The organism is Cellulomonas sp. Marseille-Q8402 (assembly GCF_965119525.1).
Map to the genome: position 1 here is coordinate 926,563 of NZ_CBCPLX010000001.1, position 17,935 is coordinate 944,497.

Sequence of the window (17,935 nt, forward strand, 5' to 3'; positions counted from 1 at the left end):
TCAGAGCGCGGCGAGGTCCACGTCGAGGTCGGCCAGCAGCACGGCGGGACCGGCCAGCTCCACGTGCCCGTCGGGCAGCACGGCGACCCGGACGGTGCCGCCGGGCACGTCCACCAGCCAGACGTCGGGCGCCTCGGGACCGGCCCAGGCGCGCACCGCGAGCGCCGCCGCGCAGGCGCCGGTGCCGCAGGAGCGGGTCTCCCCCACGCCGCGCTCGTGCACCCGCATCCGGGCCCGGCCCAGCACGGTGCCGTCGGCGGCGCGCTCCTCGCCCAGCGGCACCACCAGCTCGACGTTGGTGCCGTGCGGCGGGACCGGCTCGACGACCGGGGCGCGGGTCAGGTCCGCGGCAGCCAGCTCGGCGTCGCCGGGCAGCGCGAGGACGGTGTGCGGGTTGCCGACGTCGACGCTCAGCGCGGGGCGCGCGACCTCGAGCCCGGCCACGTCGACCTGCGCGTCGTACCCCGCGGCGGCCGCCTCCGGTCCGCCCGGCAGGTGCCAGGGGCCCATGTCGACGGCGTACCAGGCCTCACCGGCCGGACCGGCGACCTCGCGCACCCGGCGCACGCCCGCGCGGGTGCCGAGCACGAGCTCGCCCTGCGCGGGGTCCCACAGCCCCAGGGCCCGCGCGTAGTCGGCGACGACGCGGACGCCGTTGCCGCACATCTCCGCGACCGACCCGTCCGCGTTGCGGTAGTCCATGAACCAGGTGGCGGTGGGGTCCTCGGCCAGGACCGCGGCGCCCTCCGGCAGGTCCGCGCTCGCCACCAGCCGGATCACGCCGTCGCCGCCGACGCCCGCACGACGGTCGGCGAGCGCGCGCACCAGTCCCGCGTCCAGCTCGACGCCGGCCCGGCCGTCGATCAGCACGAAGTCGTTCTGGGTGCCGTGGCCCTTCGTCACCCGGAGCACGCGGGCGGCGTCGGCGGTGGCGGGCGCGGGTCGCGGCGAGGTGGCGGGGGCGGTCATGAGCCCAGACTACGGCGCGGCGCCGGGTCGTCCGTGGCCGGCCCGAGCGTCCCCGCGTCGGCCGCGGCCACCAGCGCCAGCGCCCGCTCGACGAGCTCCGGGTCGCGCGCGTCCAGCCAGTGCACCCGCGGGTCGCGGCCGAACCAGCCCATCTGCTTGCGCGCGAGCCGGCGGGTGCCGGCCACCACCTGCGCGCGCGCCTCGTCCTCGGTGATCTCCCCGCGCAGGGCCGCCAGCACCTCCGCGTAGCCGACCGCCCGGGACGCGGTGCGGCCGATCCCCCGCTCGAGGAGGCCCCGGACCTCCTCGACGAGCCCGGCCGCCCACATCCGGTCGACGCGCGCAGCCACCCGCTCGTCGAGCACGGCGCGGTCGCAGTCCAGCCCGATCTGCACGGCGGGCACCGCGTAGTCGTGGCCCGGCAGGTTGGCCGAGTACGGCGCACCCGTGAGGGCGATCACCTCGAGCGCCCGCACGATGCGGCGGGCGTTGCGCGGTCCGATCCCCGCCGCCGCCACCGGGTCGAGCCGCTCGAGCTCCGCGTGCAGGGCGCGCGCGCCCTCCGCCTCCACCCGGGCCTCGAGCGCCGCCCGCACCTCCGGGTCCGTCCCGGGGAACTCGATCCGGTCGAGCAGCGCCCGGACGTACAGGCCCGAGCCGCCGACGACCACCGGACGGCGCCCGCGCGCCGCGATGTCCGCGACCGCCGCACGGGCGTCCCGCTGGTAGTCCGCGACGGAGGCGTCCTCGGCAGCGCCCAGCACGTCGAGCAGGTGGTGCGGCACACCGCGGCGCTCCGCCACGGTCAGCTTGGCGGTGCCGATGTCCAGCCCCCGGTAGAGCTGCAGGGCGTCGGCGTTCACCACCTCCCCGTCGAGGTGCTCGGCGAGCGCGAGCCCCAGGTCGGACTTGCCGGTCGCGGTCGGACCGACCACGGCGACGACGACGGTCAACGGGGCTCCTCGGGTGGTGCGGGGCGGGCGGGCGGGGCGGGGTGGGTGGTCCAGCCGACGACGGCGTGCTGCGCGCCGGCGAGCACCTGGGCATGGTGCACGACGACCTCGACCTCCGTCGCCTCGCCGATCAGCGCCAGCGCGAGGCGCCACGGCGCGACTGCGGAGACCGCCAGGCTCGTGGCCGGCGCCGGGGCCGAGGTCGTCCAGCGCCGCCACGAGCGCCGCGGGGCCGCTCGACAGCGCGTCGAGCAGGGCGGCGTCGGCGGCGGGCGCGCGCGGGTCGTCGGCGAGCGGGGCGTCGGGGCCGTGCCGCGCGCTGAGCGACCCGACGACGACCAGCAGGTCGACGCCGTGCGGACGAGGTCCCGGCGCCGGCTCCGCGAGGCGGCGCCCGACCTCCTGGACGTCGACGTCCCCGCGCACGCCCGCGGAGCGGAGCAGCGCCAGGGCGGTGGACGCCGGCACGTCGGCGCGCCGCTGCGGCTCGGACGCGGGGCCGGGGACCAGCGCGGGGACCAGCCCGGCGGCCCCGAGCCCGAGGCCCACCGGGTGCGGCAGGAACCGGCTCGCGCGTGCCGGGGCGATCACGAGGGCGCGAGCGGGTACCCCGGTCGCCGCGCCGGCGAGCGCGGCGAGCGCCACGGCCCGCAGCCCGGCGGCGGGATCGGCCCGGCCGGCGGCCCCGGGGACGAGCAGCGCGGTGTCGGGCAGGAACACCACGGCCAGGCTCACCCCCCGACCGTATCCCGCCGGAGGCGGCGCCCGAGGTCGTCACACGTGCACGAGGTCGTCCCGCAGGACTGACGACCTCGTGCACGTGTGACGACCTCGCCTGGCGGGCGGGCGGGGCGGGCGGGGTCAGGTCGTGAGGGTGCGGGCCAGGTCGTCGGCGCGGGCCTGCTGGCCCGAGCGGCGCAGGACGTCGACCAGCGCGTTGGCGACCTCGCCGTGCGGGGCGCGCTGCCGGGCGGCGGCGAACCCCTCCATCGCGGACTCCAGGTGCCACACCGACTCCTCGACGTGGCCGAGGTCGTCGTGCAGGCGTCCCGCCAGCCAGAAGGCGTGCGCGGCGTCCGCGAGCGCCCCCAGCCCGGCGTAGGCCTCGGCGGCCATCTGCGCACGGGCCGCGGCCGCCGCCGCCCGCTCCGGGCCGCCGAGCGTGGCGAGCAGGCGGGCGGCGGCGTCGTCGAGGTCGGCAGCGGCGCGCCGGGCAGCGGCCTGGTCGCGGGCGACGAGCTCGGGGGCGCGCTCGGCGTCCTCGGGCCCCGGGTCCTCCGCCAGCCGCGTGACCAGCGCGTCGGCCTCGGCCAGCACCGCCTCCGCGTCGCCGGTGACCGCTGCGGCGCGGGCCCACGCCGCGACCACCGGTGCCAGTAGCGGGGCGTCGACGTCGCCGGCCCGCATCCGCGCGACCGCCGCGGCGTAGCCCGAGGCGGCCCCGTCGTCGTCCCCGAGCACCTGCGCGCAGTGCGCGGCCTCGGCGTAGGCGAAGCCGGACTCGACCAGCAGGCCGGCCCCCTCGAACGCCACGGCGGCGTCCAGGTAGGCGCCGGCCGCGGCCTCCTGGTCACCCGTCCCGGACAGCTGCTCGGCCGTCGCCAGCAGGTCGGCGGGGTCGGCCGGTGCCGCGCGCCGTGCGCCCCCGGCCGCCAGGGCTGCCGCTGCGGCTGGTGCCGACGCGGCGGGCGCACCGGCGGTGGTCAGCGCACGCGGCAGCACGTCCAGGTCGAGCCGGGCCGGGGCGGGCTGGGTCGTCCACGCGCGCGCCACGGACTCGCTCTCCGCGGTCGTGCCGTTGCGGGCGTCGAACTGGGCCGCCAGCGCGTCCGCCTGCGCACGGAGCCAGTCGTCGAGCTCGGCCACCGTGCTCGCGGGGACGGCGTCGAGGCGCAGCGGCCGGTCCCCGTGCCCGCCGCTGCGCAGCACGTGGGTGGCGCCGCCGACGAGCCGGGCGAACGCCAGCCGAGAGTAGGGCGTGTCGCCGCCGGTCAGGTACTGCTGGTCCGCCTCGATCGCGCGGATCGCCCGGTCCACCTGCCCGCCGCGGGCCAGCAGGCGGACGCGCCGGCCGCGTGCGCCGACCATGTCCGACTCGGCCTCGGCCAGCGCGGCGACGGCGCGGCGGTGGGTGCGCGCGGCATCCTGCGGCCGACCGTCGTCGAGGTACGCCTCGGCCAGGTACGACAGCATGTCGGCGGGCTCCGAGGCGCACGACGGGTCCTCCGTCAGCGTGCGCTCGATCAGGCGCACGCCCTCCTCGGCCCGGCCGGTCGCGAGCAGCCACGCGGCGCGGTCGCCCGGGTCGCAGGCCTCGCACTGCGAGTAGTCGTCCCGGGGGGTGGCGACCCACGCCTGGTAGGCGCTCTCGGCGTCGGGCAGGCCCCGCTGGCGCGCCCACGCGAACCGCTCGTAGGCGACGGCGTCCATCCCGTTGCCCGCCAGCGCGTACCGGCGCTCCATGTCGGCGAGCGTGCGGTCGATCTGGTCGGCGGACACGGTCGGGAAGTCGGCCAGGCCGCTGATCATCCACTTGAACGACCAGAACAGCCCGTGCCGGTCGTGGGCGTCGAACTGCTCGGGGTGCTCGTCCCACCAGCGCAGCAGCCGGGCGAACGCGACGAACGAGCGGTCGACCTCGCCGCCCCACTGGTACGCCTCGACCAGTGTGCCGAGCGCGAAGGCGCGCGCCGCGTCGGGACCTTCCGCGTCGACCAGGCGCACCTGCCGCTCGGCCGCCTGGGTCCGGGCGAGCCCGTACGGCATCTGCCGCACCTTGCTGATCTCGCGGTTGGCCTCGTCCAGCGTGCGGCTCACGCGCGCTCCTCGTCGTGGTGGTCGTCGTGGTGGTCGCCGGTGGCGTCGCGGTCGCCGGTCCCCCGCAGGCCGGCCCGGAGCAGGACCGCCATCGAGCCGGTCATGAGCTCCGCGTCGCGCGCACGCAGGGACTCGCCCGACAGCAGCAGGGCGGAGACGTAGAGCGAGCGCAGCCCGGCCGCCGCGACCTCGCCGGGCGGGGCGGCGAGCAGCTCGCGGACCAGCGGGCTGGCGTCGTTGAGCACCAGCTGCCGCGCGGCGGCCGGCGCGGCGAACCCGGCCAGCACGTCGCCCCAGACGTCGTCGGCACCGGCCATGGCCGCCTGGAGGTCCCGCTGGTGGTCGCCGTCCCGGTCGTTCAGGAGCACGGCGGGCAGCTCGGCCGGCTCGAAGGTGCGCAGCACCAGCTCGGTGTCCAGGGGGCGCAGCACGTCGCCACCGGCGCGGACCGCGTCCAGCGTCGCCAGCTCGCGCTCCGGGGCGACCGGGGCCAGCACCTGCGCGATGTCGCCGGCACCGAGCGGGCGCACCTCGCCGACGGGGCCGGACCGCCCGCGCTGCGCCAGCCGGGCGAGCAGGTCGGCGTCGTACACGTAGCCGGCGTTGACCACCGCGACCCCCTGGGCCCGGGCCACCGGCGCGATCCGCCGGTACTCCTCGAGGGTCGGCGCGTAGACGACGCGGCCGTGCTGCTCCGCGACCTCCGCGAGCGTGAGGGTGCCGTCGGTCGTCTCGTACGGCAGGATCCGCGCCGCCAGGTCGAGCATCGTGTCGTCGGTCAGCGCCAGCGACCGGACCGCCAGGTGGTGCGTGGCGATCAGCTGCCGGGCCAGCGTCGTCGACGACTCGAGGGTGTCGAGCGTCCACGCGCGGACCGCGGCGGCGAGCGCCTCCTGCGTCGCGAGCAGCACCTCGTCGGTGTACAGCTGCTCGCGCGAGGCGGTCGGCCGCAGTCCCGAGGAGTCGATCACGCAGCGGACGAAGAACGCCCACTCGGGCAGCAGGCCCTCGACCCGGGGGCCGAGCAGCATCCGCTTGAGGAAGACCCGGTGCGACCCGCCGCCTCCGGGCGGCACCGCCGCGGGCAGCACGAACGCCACGCCCGACACGCCCGCGAGCGGGACCTCCAGGTCGACGTGCGCCAGCGGGGTGAACCCGAAGGTCTGCTCGCAGTACCGGGCCAGCGCCTGCGCGCGCGCCGCGTCGTCCGGGTACGCCCGGGCCCAGGGCAGCTCGGGCGCCGAGACCCGTCGCCACGCGTGGCCCGGACGCGGCGCCCCGCCGGGCGGCAGCCCGTCGTCGTCCGGCACCGCGGCGCCGAGCGGCACCTCGACCGCGACGTCGACGGGCAGCAGGGAGCCGAACTCCGCCGCGAGCGCCGCGACCGTCTCCCCCGCCAGCCAGTGCTCCATGTCCCGCCGGGGCCGCAGCCGCACGGTGCTCCCCGCCGGGAGGTCCGCGTCCGGCAGCTCCGCCAGGTCGTAGGACCCGTCGGCGTGCCCGCGCCAGCGCACGGCCGGCGCACCGGGCTCGCGCGCCGACCGGGACACCAGCTCGATCTCGTCGGCCACCATGAACGCCGAGAGCAGGCCGATGCCGAACTGGCCGAGGAACTCCTCGCGGCCGAGCCCCAGGTCCAGGTCGCGCTTGGACGACCGGCCCACGGTGGCGAGCAGCTCCTCCGCCTCGGCCCGGGTGAGCCCCACCCCGGAGTCGACGACCAGCAGCGAGCCGTCGGCGAGCGGCCGCAGCCGCACCGTCGCCGGGCAGCCGGGGTCCAGCGCGCGCCGCGCGGTGATCGCGTCGACGCCGTTCTGCAGCAGCTCCCGCACGTACACGCGGGGGCCGGAGTACAGGTGCCGGGCGAGCAGGTCGACGACGCCGTGCAGGTCGACCTGGAACGCCCTCGCGGCGGGCTCCGTCATCGGTGCTGCGTCACTCGCTCTCGAGCTCGGCCTTCGCGGCGGCCGCCTCGGCCGGGAACTGCTCGTCGAGGTGCTCGAACAGGCTCAGCGCGGTCGTGATGCCGCACGCGAGGTGCAGGTCCAGCTGCTCGTCCGTGACGCCGTGCTCGTAGTCCACGGTGTGCTCGGCGTACACGCCGACGACCTCGCCCTCGGCGCGCACGTAGCCCTTCGGCCACAGCTTCTCCGAGTTCCAGGTGTTCACCAGGTCGACCACGCGGGCGTACTGGTCGATCCCGACCTTGCGGTTCCAGCGGCCGCGGGTCTGCAGGTACTCCTGCTGGCCGCCCATCCGGAAGAAGTAGAAGAGGTGCCCGTCCCAGTACCCGCCGACGTCGCCGTCGTCGTCGACCGCGTAGTTCATCTCGCGCGCGTCGAGCACGTCGACCAGCCGCTGGTGGGACAGCGCCTGCGGGCCGGGTGCGGCCGCTGCGCCGTCCGGCTTGGTGAAGAAGCCCATGTCGTCCTGTCCTTCGGTGCGGGGTGCGTGTCGGTGCGCGTCGGTGGCTGTCGGTGGGTGTCGGTGGGTGTCGGTGCAGGTGGCGGGCCTGCCCGCCCCTCCGACGTCCGAGCCTAACCCGATCCGGGGCCGCTCCCGGGGGCCGTGGGTGTCCGTTCCGGTGAACATCTCGCGGCACGCTGGCACGCCCGGGCGCCGCGCGTATGGTGTGCGCATGGGTCTGTTCCGGAACCGTCGGCCACGCCGCGGACCCGACCGCCCGGCCACCGGCCACGAGACGGGGCCGGTGCCGCCCAACCCGGGCCGAGCGGGCCCGCGCGCGGTCCCCGAACCCGTCGGCGTGACCGTCGACGACGGCCGTCCCACCCCGCTGAGCTCCGACCGGGTGGTGCAGTGGTTCGAGCGCAACGACTTCCACTACTTCGTGGACAACGACGGGGACCTCGGCGGCCTGTGGCGCGGCCGGCTCTTCTACTTCTTCCTGTTCGGCGACCGCCAGGAGATCCTCCAGGTGCGCGGGCAGTGGCACCGCGAGGTCGCCATCGAGCGGCTGGAGGAGGTGCTGGACGCCTGCACCGAGTGGAACGCCGAGCGCATCTGGCCGAAGGCCTACGTCCGGGTCCGCGACAACGGCATGGTCCACGTCGTCGCAGAGGTGTCGACCGACCTGGAGCACGGCGCCACCGACGCGCAGCTGAGCCAGGTGCTGTTCTGCGGCCTGTCGACGTCGAGCACCTTCTTCGACGCCATCGACGAGCTCTACCCCGATCCCGCGGCGGTGGCACCGTGACGGCCCCGCGCACCCCGGGCTGGCTCTCCCGCGTGCTCGGCGACCGCGCGGTCCCGCCCGCGCCCGAGCGCCGCGTCCCGCTGCAGGCGCGTCCGACTCCGCTGACCCGGGACCGCGTCGCCTCGGCCCTGGCCGCGCGCGGGTACCACTACCGCGTGGACGAGGACGGCGACCTGACCGGCGTCTGGAACGACTCCCGGTTCTGGTTCCTGCTGCTCGGCGAGCAGCGGGAGATCCTCCAGGTGCGCGGGCGCTGGCACCGGCAGCTCCCCGTCGACAGCCGGCGGTCCGTGACGCTGGCGCTGAACGACTGGAACCGCGAGCGCATCTGGCCGAAGCTCTACGTCCGCGAGGAAGAGGGGCAGCTCGCCGTGTACAGCGAGGTGTCCACCGACCTCGAGCACGGCGTCACCGCCGAGCAGCTGGACCAGCTGATCTCCTGCGGCCTCGGCACGGGCGTGCAGAGCTTCGCGTCGTTCGACTCGCTGCTCCCGCCGCAGGTCTGAGGGTCAGCGGGGCCCGACGCCGATCGTCGGCAGGCCCAGCAGCACCGGCGCCGCGGGTCCGCCCGCCGCGCCACCGGTGCCGCACGCCTCCCCGGCCCCGCCGTGCGCGTGGTCGTCCGCGCCGGACTGCCGCCGCTCCCACGCGTCGCCCGCCCGGGTCCGCCGGACGGCGAACGTGCCGCCCTGCGCGCCGGAGTCGGCGACCAGGTGGTGCGGCGCGGCGTGCGTGACCTCCACGGCGACCAGGTCCCCCGGCCGGGGGACGTCGGCCGCCGGCAGGCCGGCCGGCAGCGCGAGGTGCACCAGGCGGTTGTCGGCCGCGCGGCCGGAGAGCCGGTGCGTGGCGCCGTCCTTGCGGCCCTCGCCCTCGGCGAGCAGCACCTCGACGGTGCGCCCGACCTGCCGCTGCGCCTCCGCCAGGCCGATCCGGTCCTGCAGCGCGAGCAGCCGCTCGTACCGCTCCTGCACGACCGCCTTGGGCAGCTGGTCGGGCAGGTCCGCGGCCGGGGTGCCGGGGCGCGGGGAGTACTGGAACGTGAACGCCGAGGAGAACCGGGAGGCCTCGACCACGCGCAGCGTCTCGGCGAAGTCCTCCTCGGTCTCGCCCGGGAAGCCCACGATGATGTCGGTCGTGATCGCGGCGTCCGGCATGGCCTCCCGCACGCGGTCCAGGATGCCCAGGAACTTCTCCGAGCGGTACGACCGGCGCATCGCACGCAGCACGCGGTCCGAGCCGGACTGCAGCGGCATGTGGAGGCTGGGCATCACGGCCGGGGTCTCGGCCATCGCGGCGATCACGTCGTCGGTGAACGACGCGGGGTGCGGCGAGGTGAACCGGAGCCGCTCCAGGCCCGGGACCGTCCCCGCGGCGCGCAGCAGCTTCGCGAACGCGCCGCGGTCGCCGAACCCGACGCCGTAGGAGTTCACGTTCTGGCCGAGCAGCGTGACCTCGATCGCGCCCTGGTCGACCAGCGCGGCGACCTCGGCCAGCACGTCGCCGGGCCGGCGGTCCCGCTCCTTGCCGCGCAGGTGCGGCACGATGCAGAAGGTGCACGTGTTGTTGCAGCCCACGCTGATGGAGACCCAGCCCGCGTAGACCGACTCGCGGCGGGTCGGCAGCGTGGACGGGAAGACCTTCAGGGACTCCTCGATCTCGACCTCGGCGGCCTCGTTGTGCCGGGCACGCTCCAGGAGCACCGGCAGCACGTCGAGGTTGTGCGTGCCGAAGACGACGTCCACCCACGGCGCGCGCTCGACGATGCCCGAGCGGTCCTTCTGCGCCAGGCAGCCGCCGACCGCGATCTGCATGCCGGGGCGTGCGCGCTTGGTCCCCGCGAGCCGACCCAGGTTGCCGTACAGCTTGTCGGCCGCGTTCTCCCGCACCGCGCAGGTGTTGATGACGATGACGTCGGCCTCCTCGGCCGCCGCCGCCTCGGGCGACGCGGCGACGTAGCCGGCCTGCTCGAGCATCCCGGCCATGTGCTCCGAGTCGTGCACGTTCATCTGGCAGCCGAGCGTCTTCACCAGGTAGGTGCGCGCGGGCGTGTCCGTCGCCGGGGTGGGGGCCTCGGCGACGGGCAGGACGGGGGGCGTGGTCGTCGTGCTCATCGCGGACAAGGGTACGTCCGCGCGGCGCGCGGACCCCGCGCCGCACGGCCCGGTCGACCAGCGCATGACCACAGCGTTTCCGTTTCGTGACCTGCGAGGCTGGCGCAGTTAACAAACGCCTCATAGGTTCCAGGGATGGCACAGCCCGATCCGGTACCGGCAGACCACCCCGGCGAGCCCCTCGTCGTCCTCGACCACGTCGACAAGCACTTCGGTGCGCTGCACGTCCTCAAGGACGTCAGCCTGACCGTGCGCCGCGGCGAGGTCGTCGTGGTCATCGGCCCCTCCGGCAGCGGCAAGTCCACGCTCTGCCGGACCATCAACCGGCTCGAGACCATCGAGTCCGGCACCATCACGCTCGACGGCGTCCCGCTGCCCGCCGAGGGCCGCGGCCTGGCGAAGCTCCGCGCGGACGTCGGCATGGTGTTCCAGTCCTTCAACCTGTTCTCGCACCGCACCGTGCTGCAGAACGTCACGCTCGGCCTGCGGAAGGTGCGCAAGATCGGCGGCGGCGAGGCGAAGGAGCGCGCGATGGCGCTGCTCGAGCGCGTCGGCGTCGCGAGCCAGGCCGACAAGCTGCCCGCGCAGCTCTCCGGCGGGCAGCAGCAGCGCGTCGCCATCGCCCGCGCCCTGGCGATGGAGCCGAAGGTGATGCTGTTCGACGAGCCCACCTCGGCGCTCGACCCGGAGATGATCAACGAGGTCCTCGACGTCATGATCGCCCTCGCCGCCGAGGGCATGACGATGGTCGTCGTCACGCACGAGATGGGCTTCGCCCGCCGGGCCGCGGACCGCGTGGTCTTCATGGACGGCGGCGCCATCGTCGAGGAGGCCGACCCCGAGACCTTCTTCACCGCGCCGCGCTCGGAGCGCGCCCGCGACTTCCTGTCGAAGATCCTCACCCACTGAGCCGCGCTCACCACGACCCGATCCGGGCGGGCACGTCCCGCCCGGGACCTCACACGCGACGCAAGGAGCTCCTGATGAGAACCCGCACCGCTGGACCGATCGCCCTGGCGGCCGCCGCCGTCCTCACGCTCGCCGCCTGCGGCGGCTCCGACGACACCGACGAGGGCTCGACCCCCGAGGTCTCCGAGGTCGAGGCCGCCGACTTCCCCGAGGGCTCGACGATGGCCGCGCTGGCGGAGGCCGGCGAGATCACCATCGGCACCAAGTTCGACCAGCCGCTGTTCGGCCTGGTGGGCCCCGACGGCACGCCCGAGGGCTTCGACGTCGAGATGGGCAAGATCATCGCCGGCGCCCTCGGCATCCCGGAGGACGGCATCACCTGGACCGAGACCATCTCGGCCAACCGCGAGTCGTTCATCGAGTCCGGCCAGGTCGACATCGTCATCGCGACGTACACGATCAACGACGACCGCAAGGAGGTCGTGTCGTTCGCGGGCCCGTACTACGAGGCCGGCCAGTCGATCCTCACGCTCGCCGACAACGAGGACATCCAGAGCGAGGAGGACCTCGCGGGCAAGAAGGTCTGCACCGTCGGCGGCTCGACCCCCGAGGCGAACCTCCTGGAGAACTTCCCCGACACCGAGGTCGTCGCGTTCGGCGCCTACTCCGACTGCCTCGAGCCGCTGCGTGGCGGCCAGGTGGACGCCATGAGCACCGACAACGTCATCCTCGCCGGCTTCGCGGCCGACGACCCGACGTTCGAGGTCCGCGGCGAGCCGTTCACCGCCGAGCCGTACGGCATCGGCCTGGCGCTCGACGACACCGAGTTCCGCAACTGGATCAACGACACGCTCGAGGCCAGCTTCGAGGACGGCAGCTGGACCGAGGCGTGGGAGTCCACCGCCGGCGCCGTGCTGCCGACCCCGGAGCCCCCGGCCGTCGACCGGTACTGATCACCCGGCGCCCGGCCCCGCGCACCCGCGCGGGTCCGGGCGCCCACCGCCGTCGCGCGCCCACCGCGCCCCCGACCCGAAGGACCCTGCGTGGACCTCTTCGCCGACAACCTGCCGGCCTACCTGAGCGGCTTCCTCGTCACGCTCCGCCTCACCGCCATCGCGGGCGTGATCGCCCTGGTCTGGGGCACCGTGCTCGCCGCGATGCGCGTCTCCCCCGTGGCGACGCTCCGCGGCCTTGCCGTGACGTACGTGGAGCTGCTCCGCAACACGCCCCTCACGCTGGTGTTCTTCTTCCTCGTCTTCGTCGCCCCGCAGTTCGGGGTGCTCCCGCCGCTCGGGTTCTGGACCGCCGTGATCGCGCTGTCCGCCTACACCTCCGCGTTCGTCGCCGAGGCCGTCCGCTCCGGCATCAACTCCGTCCCTCTCGGGCAGGCCGAGGCCGCGCGCGCGATCGGCCTGACCTTCGGGCAGACGCTCAACCTGGTCGTGCTGCCGCAGGCGGTGCGCTCGGTCATCCCGCCGATCATCAACGTGCTGATCGCGCTGACCAAGAACACCTCCGTCGCGGCCGGGTTCGCGGTCGTCGAGCTGCTCGCCTCCGGGCGCCGCATCGCGCTGGCCAACCCGTCCGAGGCGACCCTCGCGCTGGCCGGCGTCGGCATCTTCTACCTGATCATCACCATCCCGGCGGGCCTGCTCGCCGGGGTGCTCGAGCGGAAGGTGGCGTTCGCCCGATGAGCTCCGTCCTCTACGACGAGCCCGGCCCCGTCGCGCGCCGCCGCGAGCGGATCGGTTCGGTGATCGGCGCCCTGCTGATCATCGCCCTGCTCGCCCTCGCCTTCCGGTACGCCGACGGCCGCGGGCTGTTCGGCGCCGACCGCTGGGACGTCCTGTACGACCCGCCGAAGAACCAGACCGCCGAGGACGTGTGGCGCTCGATGGTGGTCCGCGGGCTCGGTGCCACGCTGCGGGCCGCCGTCGTCGCCGCCCCGCTCGCGCTGGTGCTCGGCCTGCTGCTCGCGATGTGGCGCACCACCCGGATCGCCTGGCTGCGCGCACCCGCCACCGCCGTCATCGAGCTGTTCCGCGGGCTGCCCGTCCTGCTCATGATGCTGTTCGGCCTGCTCGGCTTCGGGTGGGACGCGTTCGCGTCCGTCGTGTTCGGCCTCACCGTCTACAACATGGCGATCATCGCCGAGATCCTGCGCGCCGGGCTCGCCTCGCTGCCCAAGGGCCAGACCGAGGCCGCCTACGCCATCGGGCTGTCGCGCTGGCAGACGCTCCTGCTCGTCCAGCTCCCGCAGGCCGTGCGGACGATGCTGCCGAGCCTCATCGCGCAGCTCGTGGTGCTGCTCAAGGACTCGTCGCTCGGCTTCATCGTCGGCTACCCCGAGCTGCTCAAGGCCATGCAGAACAACGCGCAGTACTTCGGGCAGAAGTACTACGTCGCGCTGTTCCTGCTCGGTGCGGGGATCTACCTGGTGGTCAACATCTCGCTGACCCGGCTGGCCGTGTGGCTGCAGCGCCGGGGCTCACGCAAGGCCGGCAGGGCGGCAGCCGACCCGACGCTGGTCACGATGACCCTCGGCGGCCCGGGCAACACCGCGGCGGGCGGGTCGAGCACGCCGCTCTGACGCCCCGCGCGCTGCGCTCCCCCCGTCGCGTCCCCGGTTCCCTGGCCGAGGTCGTGGGTTCTCGCCGAGGTCGTGGGTCCTCACCCCCGTCGTGCGCTGAACCGCACGACCTCGCGGGGAACGCTCGACCTCGGCCACGTCGCGGCCCCCCGGGGGCGTCCGGGTCAGCCCGCGGTGGCGCTGGCGCGGACCTCGCGGACGACGGTCACCTTGATCTCGCCCGGGTAGGACAGGTCCTGCTCGATGTGCCGGGCGATCTCGACGGCGAGGCGGCCGAGGTCCGTGTCGGGCACCTGGCTGGGCTCGACGACGACGCGCATCTCCCGGCCGGCCGCCATCGCGAGCGCGCGCCGGACGCCGGCGTGGCCCGCCACGAGCTCCTCCAGCTGCTCCAGCCGCTCGACGTGCTGGTCGACGTCCTCCCGCCGGGCGCCGGGTCGCGCGGCGGACATCGCGTCGGCGACCTGCACGAGCACCGCCTCGACCGTCTCGGCGGGCACCTCGTCGTGGTGCGCGGCGATGCCGTTGACGACCACGTCGGACTCGCCGTGCCGGGCCGCCAGCGCCGCGCCGACCTGCGCGTGCGTGCCGGGCACCTCGCCCGTCAGCGCCTTGCCGATGTCGTGCAGCAGCGCCGCGCGGCGGGCCACCTCGACGTCCGCGCCGATCTCCCCGGCCACCTGCGCGGCGAGCAGCGCCGACTCGACCAGGTGCTCGAGCACGTCCTGGCCGAACGACGTCCGCAGCCGCAGCCGCCCGAGCACCCGCACGAGCTGCGGGTCCAGGCCGCGCACGCCGGCACGCTCGGCCGCGTCGTGGCCGGCCTCGTCGGCGCGGTCGTCCGCCCCGGCGAGCGCCTCGGCGTACGCGGCCTCGATCCGCTGCGGGTTGATCCGGCCGTCGGCCATCAGGGCCTCGAGCGTCACCTGGGCGACCTCGCGGCGGTCGGCGTCGAAGCAGGAGAGCACGACGGTGTCCGGGGTCTCGTCGACGAGCACGTTGACCCCGGTCAGCGCCTCGAAGAGCCGGATGTTCCGGCCCTCCTTGCCGATGATCCGGCCCTTCATCTCGTCCGAGGGCAGCGGGAGCAGCGTCACCGTGCTCTGGCTGCTGGTCGCGACGGCCGTCCGCTGGACCGCGGTGGCGAGCACGCGGCGGGCCCTGGCCTCGGCCGTGCGGCGGGCCTGTGCCTCGATGCGGCGGATCGACGCGCTGGCCGCGGTGGACGCCTCGGCGGTCAGCTGCCGCAGCAGCTCCGCGCGCGCCTCCGCGGCGGTGAGGCCGGACGTCGCCTCCAGCCGCTCGGCGGCCTCCTGCTCCGCGGCGGCGAGCCGCTCGGCCGCCGCGCGCTCGGCCGCGGCGACCGTCGCGGCTGCCGTCCGCTCCGCCGCGGCGACGGCCTCGGCCGCGGTCCGTTCGGCCGCGGCGACCCGCTCCGCGGCGGTCGACGCCGCGGTGCCGGCCTGCTCGGCGGCCTGCCGGCGGAGCTCGGCGGCGGCGTCCTCGGCGGCCCGGGCGGCGCGCTCGCGCTCTCCGGCGGTGCGCTCGGCCGCGGCGGCGTTCTCCTCGCGCTCCACGGCGCGGGCCTCCCGGCGCTGCGCGTCGGCGAGCGCGCTGCGCGCCTCGTCGCGGATGGACTGCACGTCCTCGAGCGCCTGCTTGCGGACGGCGGCGGCCTCGCGGCGCGCCAGCAGGACGAGGACCAGGGCGACGAGGCACGCGGCCAGCAGTCCGACGACGATCGCGACGTCCTGCATGCCTGTCACACTCCTGCTCGTGGCGCCGCCCCGGGCGGGCGGCCGTGGCGCGGCTCCGACCGCGCGGCGCTCGCGCGGTGGTCCGGCCGGGCGGGCCGGACGCCGTGACCTGCGGCGCCGACGTCCATTGTTCACCACGCCGACGCCCGCACCGGTCACCCGCCCGCCCCGGCGGGTCCCGTCAGTCCAGGTCGTCCGACGGGTCCGCCGCAGCGTCCTCGGCGTCGAGCTCCTCGCGCACCACCCGGGACACCAGCGAGCCGCCGTACCCGCGCCGGCCGAGCGCGCCGTACGCACGCCGCAGGCGCGTCTCCCGGTCGAGCCCGCGCGTCCCGCGCAGCTTCTTGCGGGCGAGCGCACGGGCCGCCTGCTCCTCGTCCGCGTCGTCGACCTGCTCGAGCGCCTCCTGCGCGATCTCGTCGTCCACCCCGCGCCGGCGCAGCTCCTGCGCGAGCGCCCGGCGGGACAGCCCGCGCTCGGTGTGCCGGCTGCGCACGAGCATCTCGGCGTACGCGACGTCGTCGACCAGCCCCACCTCCGTGAACCGGTCGAGCACCCGGTCGGCGACCTCCTCCGGCACCTCGCGCCGGGCCATCGCCTCGGCGAGCTGGGCGCGGCTCTTCGGGGCGCCGGTCAGCAGCCGCAGCGCGACCGTCCGGGCGACCGACTCGTGGTCCGGCTCGGCGTCCTGCGCGGCGGCACCGTCCTCGGGGGGCTCGGACGCGGGGGCGCGCCGTCGTCCGCCGCAGGTGCGCCGGGCCCCGGCCGGTCGGCCGCCGTACCCGCCGCGCGCTGCCGGTCGGCCGGTGCGGGCGGGCTCGTCCGCGGCCTCGACCGGGCGTGCGACGCCGCGGCCGGTGCGTGCGGCGATCTCGGCGAGTCGCGCCGCCACCGCAGCGACCTCGTCGGACGCGGCCGACGCCTCCGGCGAGTCGGCGGCGGACACCGTGGCCGCCGCACGCGACGCCCGTGGTCGTCGCGCCGGGGCGGCGTCCTCGTCGTCCGCCGCGTGCGCGGGCAGGGATCCGTCGTCCTCCCACGTGGAGGGCGGTGGCGGGGCGTCGTCGTCCCACACCGACGCCGGCGGGGCCGCCTCCCCCACGCCCGCCGGGGCCGGTGGCGGGGGCGCGACCTCCCAGCCCGCGTCCGGGACCGTCGCGGGCGCAGCCGCAGCCCACGAGAAACCCGCCCCAGCACCCGCGTCGCCGCCGTCGTCCCAGGCCGACCCGGAACCGCCGGCCTCCCGGTCCCACGCGGACGCGTCGCCGCCGGCCGCGTCGACCCAGGCCGAGCCGTCGGGCTCGGACGGCGCTGCCGGCTGGGACGGCGCTGCCGGCTCGGACGGCGTCCCCGGCGCGGCAGGCCCCCGCGGCGTGGACGACTCCCCCGGCGTCGCCGGGTGCGGCGCGGGGCCCGCCGGACGCCGTGCGTCCGTCGGGCCCCGCCCCTGCTCACTGCGGTCGTGCTGAGCCGACATCAGAAGTCGACCTTCACCTCCGCGCCGGCCGGCGCGTCGACCTTGGCCCCGATGCCGAGCTTCTCGAGGATCTTCTTCTCGATCTCCACGGCCAGGTCCGGGTTGTCCCGGAGGAAGCCGCGGGCGTTCTCCTTGCCCTGGCCGAGCTGGTCGCCCTCGTAGGTGAACCAGGAGCCGGACTTGCGGATGAACCCGTGCTCGACGCCCATGTCGATGAGGCCGCCCTCACGCGAGATGCCCACGCCGTAGAGGATGTCGAACTCGGCCTGCTTGAAGGGCGGGGCCATCTTGTTCTTGACGATCTTGACGCGGGTCCGGTTGCCGACGGCGTCCGTGCCCTCCTTGAGCGTCTCGATGCGGCGGATGTCCATGCGGACCGACGCGTAGAACTTGAGCGCCTTGCCACCGGTGGTCGTCTCGGGCGAGCCGAAGAACACGCCGATCTTCTCGCGCAGCTGGTTGATGAAGATCGCGGTGGTGCCGGACGCGTTGAGCGCACCGGTGATCTTGCGGAGCGCCTGCGACATGAGGCGGGCCTGGAGGCCGACGTGGCTGTCGCCCATCTCGCCCTCGATCTCCGCCTTCGGCACCAGGGCCGCCACGGAGTCGATGACGACGATGTCGATCGCGCCGGAGCGGATCAGCATGTCCATGATCTCGAGCGCCTGCTCACCGGTGTCCGGCTGGGAGACGAGCAGCGCGTCGGTGTCGACGCCGAGCTTCTTCGCGTAGTCCGGGTCGAGCGCGTGCTCCGCGTCGATGAACGCGGCGATGCCGCCGGCACGCTGGGCGTTGGCCACGGCGTGCAGCGCGACGGTCGTCTTCCCGGAGGACTCCGGGCCGTAGATCTCGACGACGCGGCCGCGGGGCAGCCCGCCGATCCCGAGCGCGACGTCCAGGGCGACCGAACCGGTCGGGATGACCTCGACCGGGGCACGCCCGTCGTCGCCGAGGCGCATGATCGAGCCCTTGCCGAACTGACGGTCGATCTGGCTGAGGGCGGCCTCGAGGGCCTTCTCGCGGTCCTGGGTAGCGGGCATGTCGTTCCACCTCGTGCGTCTCGTGCAGCGTCGCGCTGCGCCTGCGGGGGCTGGTCTGATGTGTCGTTGCAGTGACGCTATGCCCGACCACCGAC

General features: G+C 75.6%; 15 protein-coding genes. 6 read left to right on the top strand and 9 right to left on the bottom strand.

The features are described from left to right. From dapF to ACWPWW_RS04325, 5 genes are all read right to left on the bottom strand, one after another. A complete protein-coding gene (gene dapF / locus ACWPWW_RS04305; protein WP_454049105.1) occupies positions 1–969 on the bottom strand; it encodes a diaminopimelate epimerase in 969 nt (322 codons plus the stop codon). Further along, entirely contained in the window at positions 966–1,922 is a 957-nt protein-coding gene (miaA, locus tag ACWPWW_RS04310; RefSeq protein ID WP_454050395.1) for a tRNA (adenosine(37)-N6)-dimethylallyltransferase MiaA, read from the bottom strand. Before miaA ends, dapF begins: the two co-directional genes overlap by 4 nt. Before the next feature lie 861 nt (positions 1,923–2,783). Further along, positions 2,784–4,739, bottom strand: a complete 1,956-nt coding sequence (locus ACWPWW_RS04315) for a hypothetical protein (RefSeq protein ID WP_454049106.1) — start codon at positions 4,737–4,739, stop codon at positions 2,784–2,786. Continuing rightward, positions 4,736–6,664 (bottom strand): HSP90 family protein, encoded by a 1,929-nt coding sequence (locus tag ACWPWW_RS04320; RefSeq protein ID WP_454049107.1) that lies wholly within the window; start codon positions 6,662–6,664, stop codon positions 4,736–4,738. The genes ACWPWW_RS04315 and ACWPWW_RS04320 overlap by 4 nt, the downstream gene beginning before the upstream one ends. A 10-nt stretch (positions 6,665–6,674) precedes the next feature. Beyond that, positions 6,675–7,163 carry a YbjN domain-containing protein gene (locus tag ACWPWW_RS04325; protein WP_454049108.1) on the bottom strand — a complete coding sequence of 163 codons (489 nt, stop codon included), beginning with the start codon at positions 7,161–7,163 and terminating at the stop codon, positions 6,675–6,677. Between the two features lie 340 nt (positions 7,164–7,503). Here ACWPWW_RS04325 and ACWPWW_RS04330 point away from each other — a divergent pair, with 340 nt between their 5' ends. Together ACWPWW_RS04330 and ACWPWW_RS04335 are read left to right on the top strand one after the other, a co-directional pair. Next, positions 7,504–7,953 carry a YbjN domain-containing protein gene (locus ACWPWW_RS04330; protein WP_454049109.1) on the top strand — a complete coding sequence of 150 codons (450 nt, stop codon included), beginning with the start codon at positions 7,504–7,506 and terminating at the stop codon, positions 7,951–7,953. Then, positions 7,950–8,459 carry a YbjN domain-containing protein gene (locus ACWPWW_RS04335; protein WP_454049110.1) on the top strand — a complete coding sequence of 170 codons (510 nt, stop codon included), beginning with the start codon at positions 7,950–7,952 and terminating at the stop codon, positions 8,457–8,459. Before ACWPWW_RS04330 ends, ACWPWW_RS04335 begins: the two co-directional genes overlap by 4 nt. A 3-nt stretch (positions 8,460–8,462) precedes the next feature. On the opposite strand, the gene miaB is transcribed toward ACWPWW_RS04335, so the two are convergent. Then, complete coding sequence (miaB, locus tag ACWPWW_RS04340) at positions 8,463–10,067, bottom strand: tRNA (N6-isopentenyl adenosine(37)-C2)-methylthiotransferase MiaB (RefSeq protein ID WP_454049111.1); 1,605 nt, start codon at positions 10,065–10,067, stop codon at positions 8,463–8,465. Positions 10,068–10,202: 135 nt separating this feature from the next. Here miaB and ACWPWW_RS04345 point away from each other — a divergent pair, with 135 nt between their 5' ends. From ACWPWW_RS04345 to ACWPWW_RS04360, 4 genes are all read left to right on the top strand, one after another. Further along, positions 10,203–10,976, top strand: coding sequence for an amino acid ABC transporter ATP-binding protein (locus ACWPWW_RS04345; RefSeq protein WP_454049112.1), 774 nt, complete (start codon positions 10,203–10,205; stop codon positions 10,974–10,976). A 74-nt stretch (positions 10,977–11,050) separates the two neighbouring features. Then, positions 11,051–11,929, top strand: a complete 879-nt coding sequence (locus ACWPWW_RS04350; protein ID WP_454049113.1) for a glutamate ABC transporter substrate-binding protein — start codon at positions 11,051–11,053, stop codon at positions 11,927–11,929. Between the two features lie 90 nt (positions 11,930–12,019). Next, positions 12,020–12,670: an amino acid ABC transporter permease gene (locus ACWPWW_RS04355; RefSeq protein WP_454049114.1), complete on the top strand. Its 651-nt coding sequence runs from the start codon at positions 12,020–12,022 to the stop codon at positions 12,668–12,670. Then, positions 12,667–13,566 carry an amino acid ABC transporter permease gene (locus ACWPWW_RS04360; protein ID WP_454049115.1) on the top strand — a complete coding sequence of 300 codons (900 nt, stop codon included), beginning with the start codon at positions 12,667–12,669 and terminating at the stop codon, positions 13,564–13,566. Before ACWPWW_RS04355 ends, ACWPWW_RS04360 begins: the two co-directional genes overlap by 4 nt. Before the next feature lie 164 nt (positions 13,567–13,730). On the opposite strand, the gene rny is transcribed toward ACWPWW_RS04360, so the two are convergent. The 3 genes from rny to recA form a co-directional block, all read right to left on the bottom strand. After that, the gene (gene rny / locus ACWPWW_RS04365) at positions 13,731–15,323 is read right to left on the bottom strand and encodes a ribonuclease Y (RefSeq protein ID WP_454049116.1); all 1,593 of its coding nucleotides are present in this window, start codon (positions 15,321–15,323) and stop codon (positions 13,731–13,733) included. Between the two features lie 181 nt (positions 15,324–15,504). Beyond that, complete coding sequence (locus ACWPWW_RS04370) at positions 15,505–16,800, bottom strand: RecX family transcriptional regulator (RefSeq protein WP_454049117.1); 1,296 nt, start codon at positions 16,798–16,800, stop codon at positions 15,505–15,507. After that, a complete protein-coding gene (gene recA, locus ACWPWW_RS04375) occupies positions 16,800–17,840 on the bottom strand; it encodes a recombinase RecA (protein ID WP_454049118.1) in 1,041 nt (346 codons plus the stop codon). The genes ACWPWW_RS04370 and recA overlap by 1 nt, the downstream gene beginning before the upstream one ends. Positions 17,841–17,935: the final 95 nt, after the last annotated feature.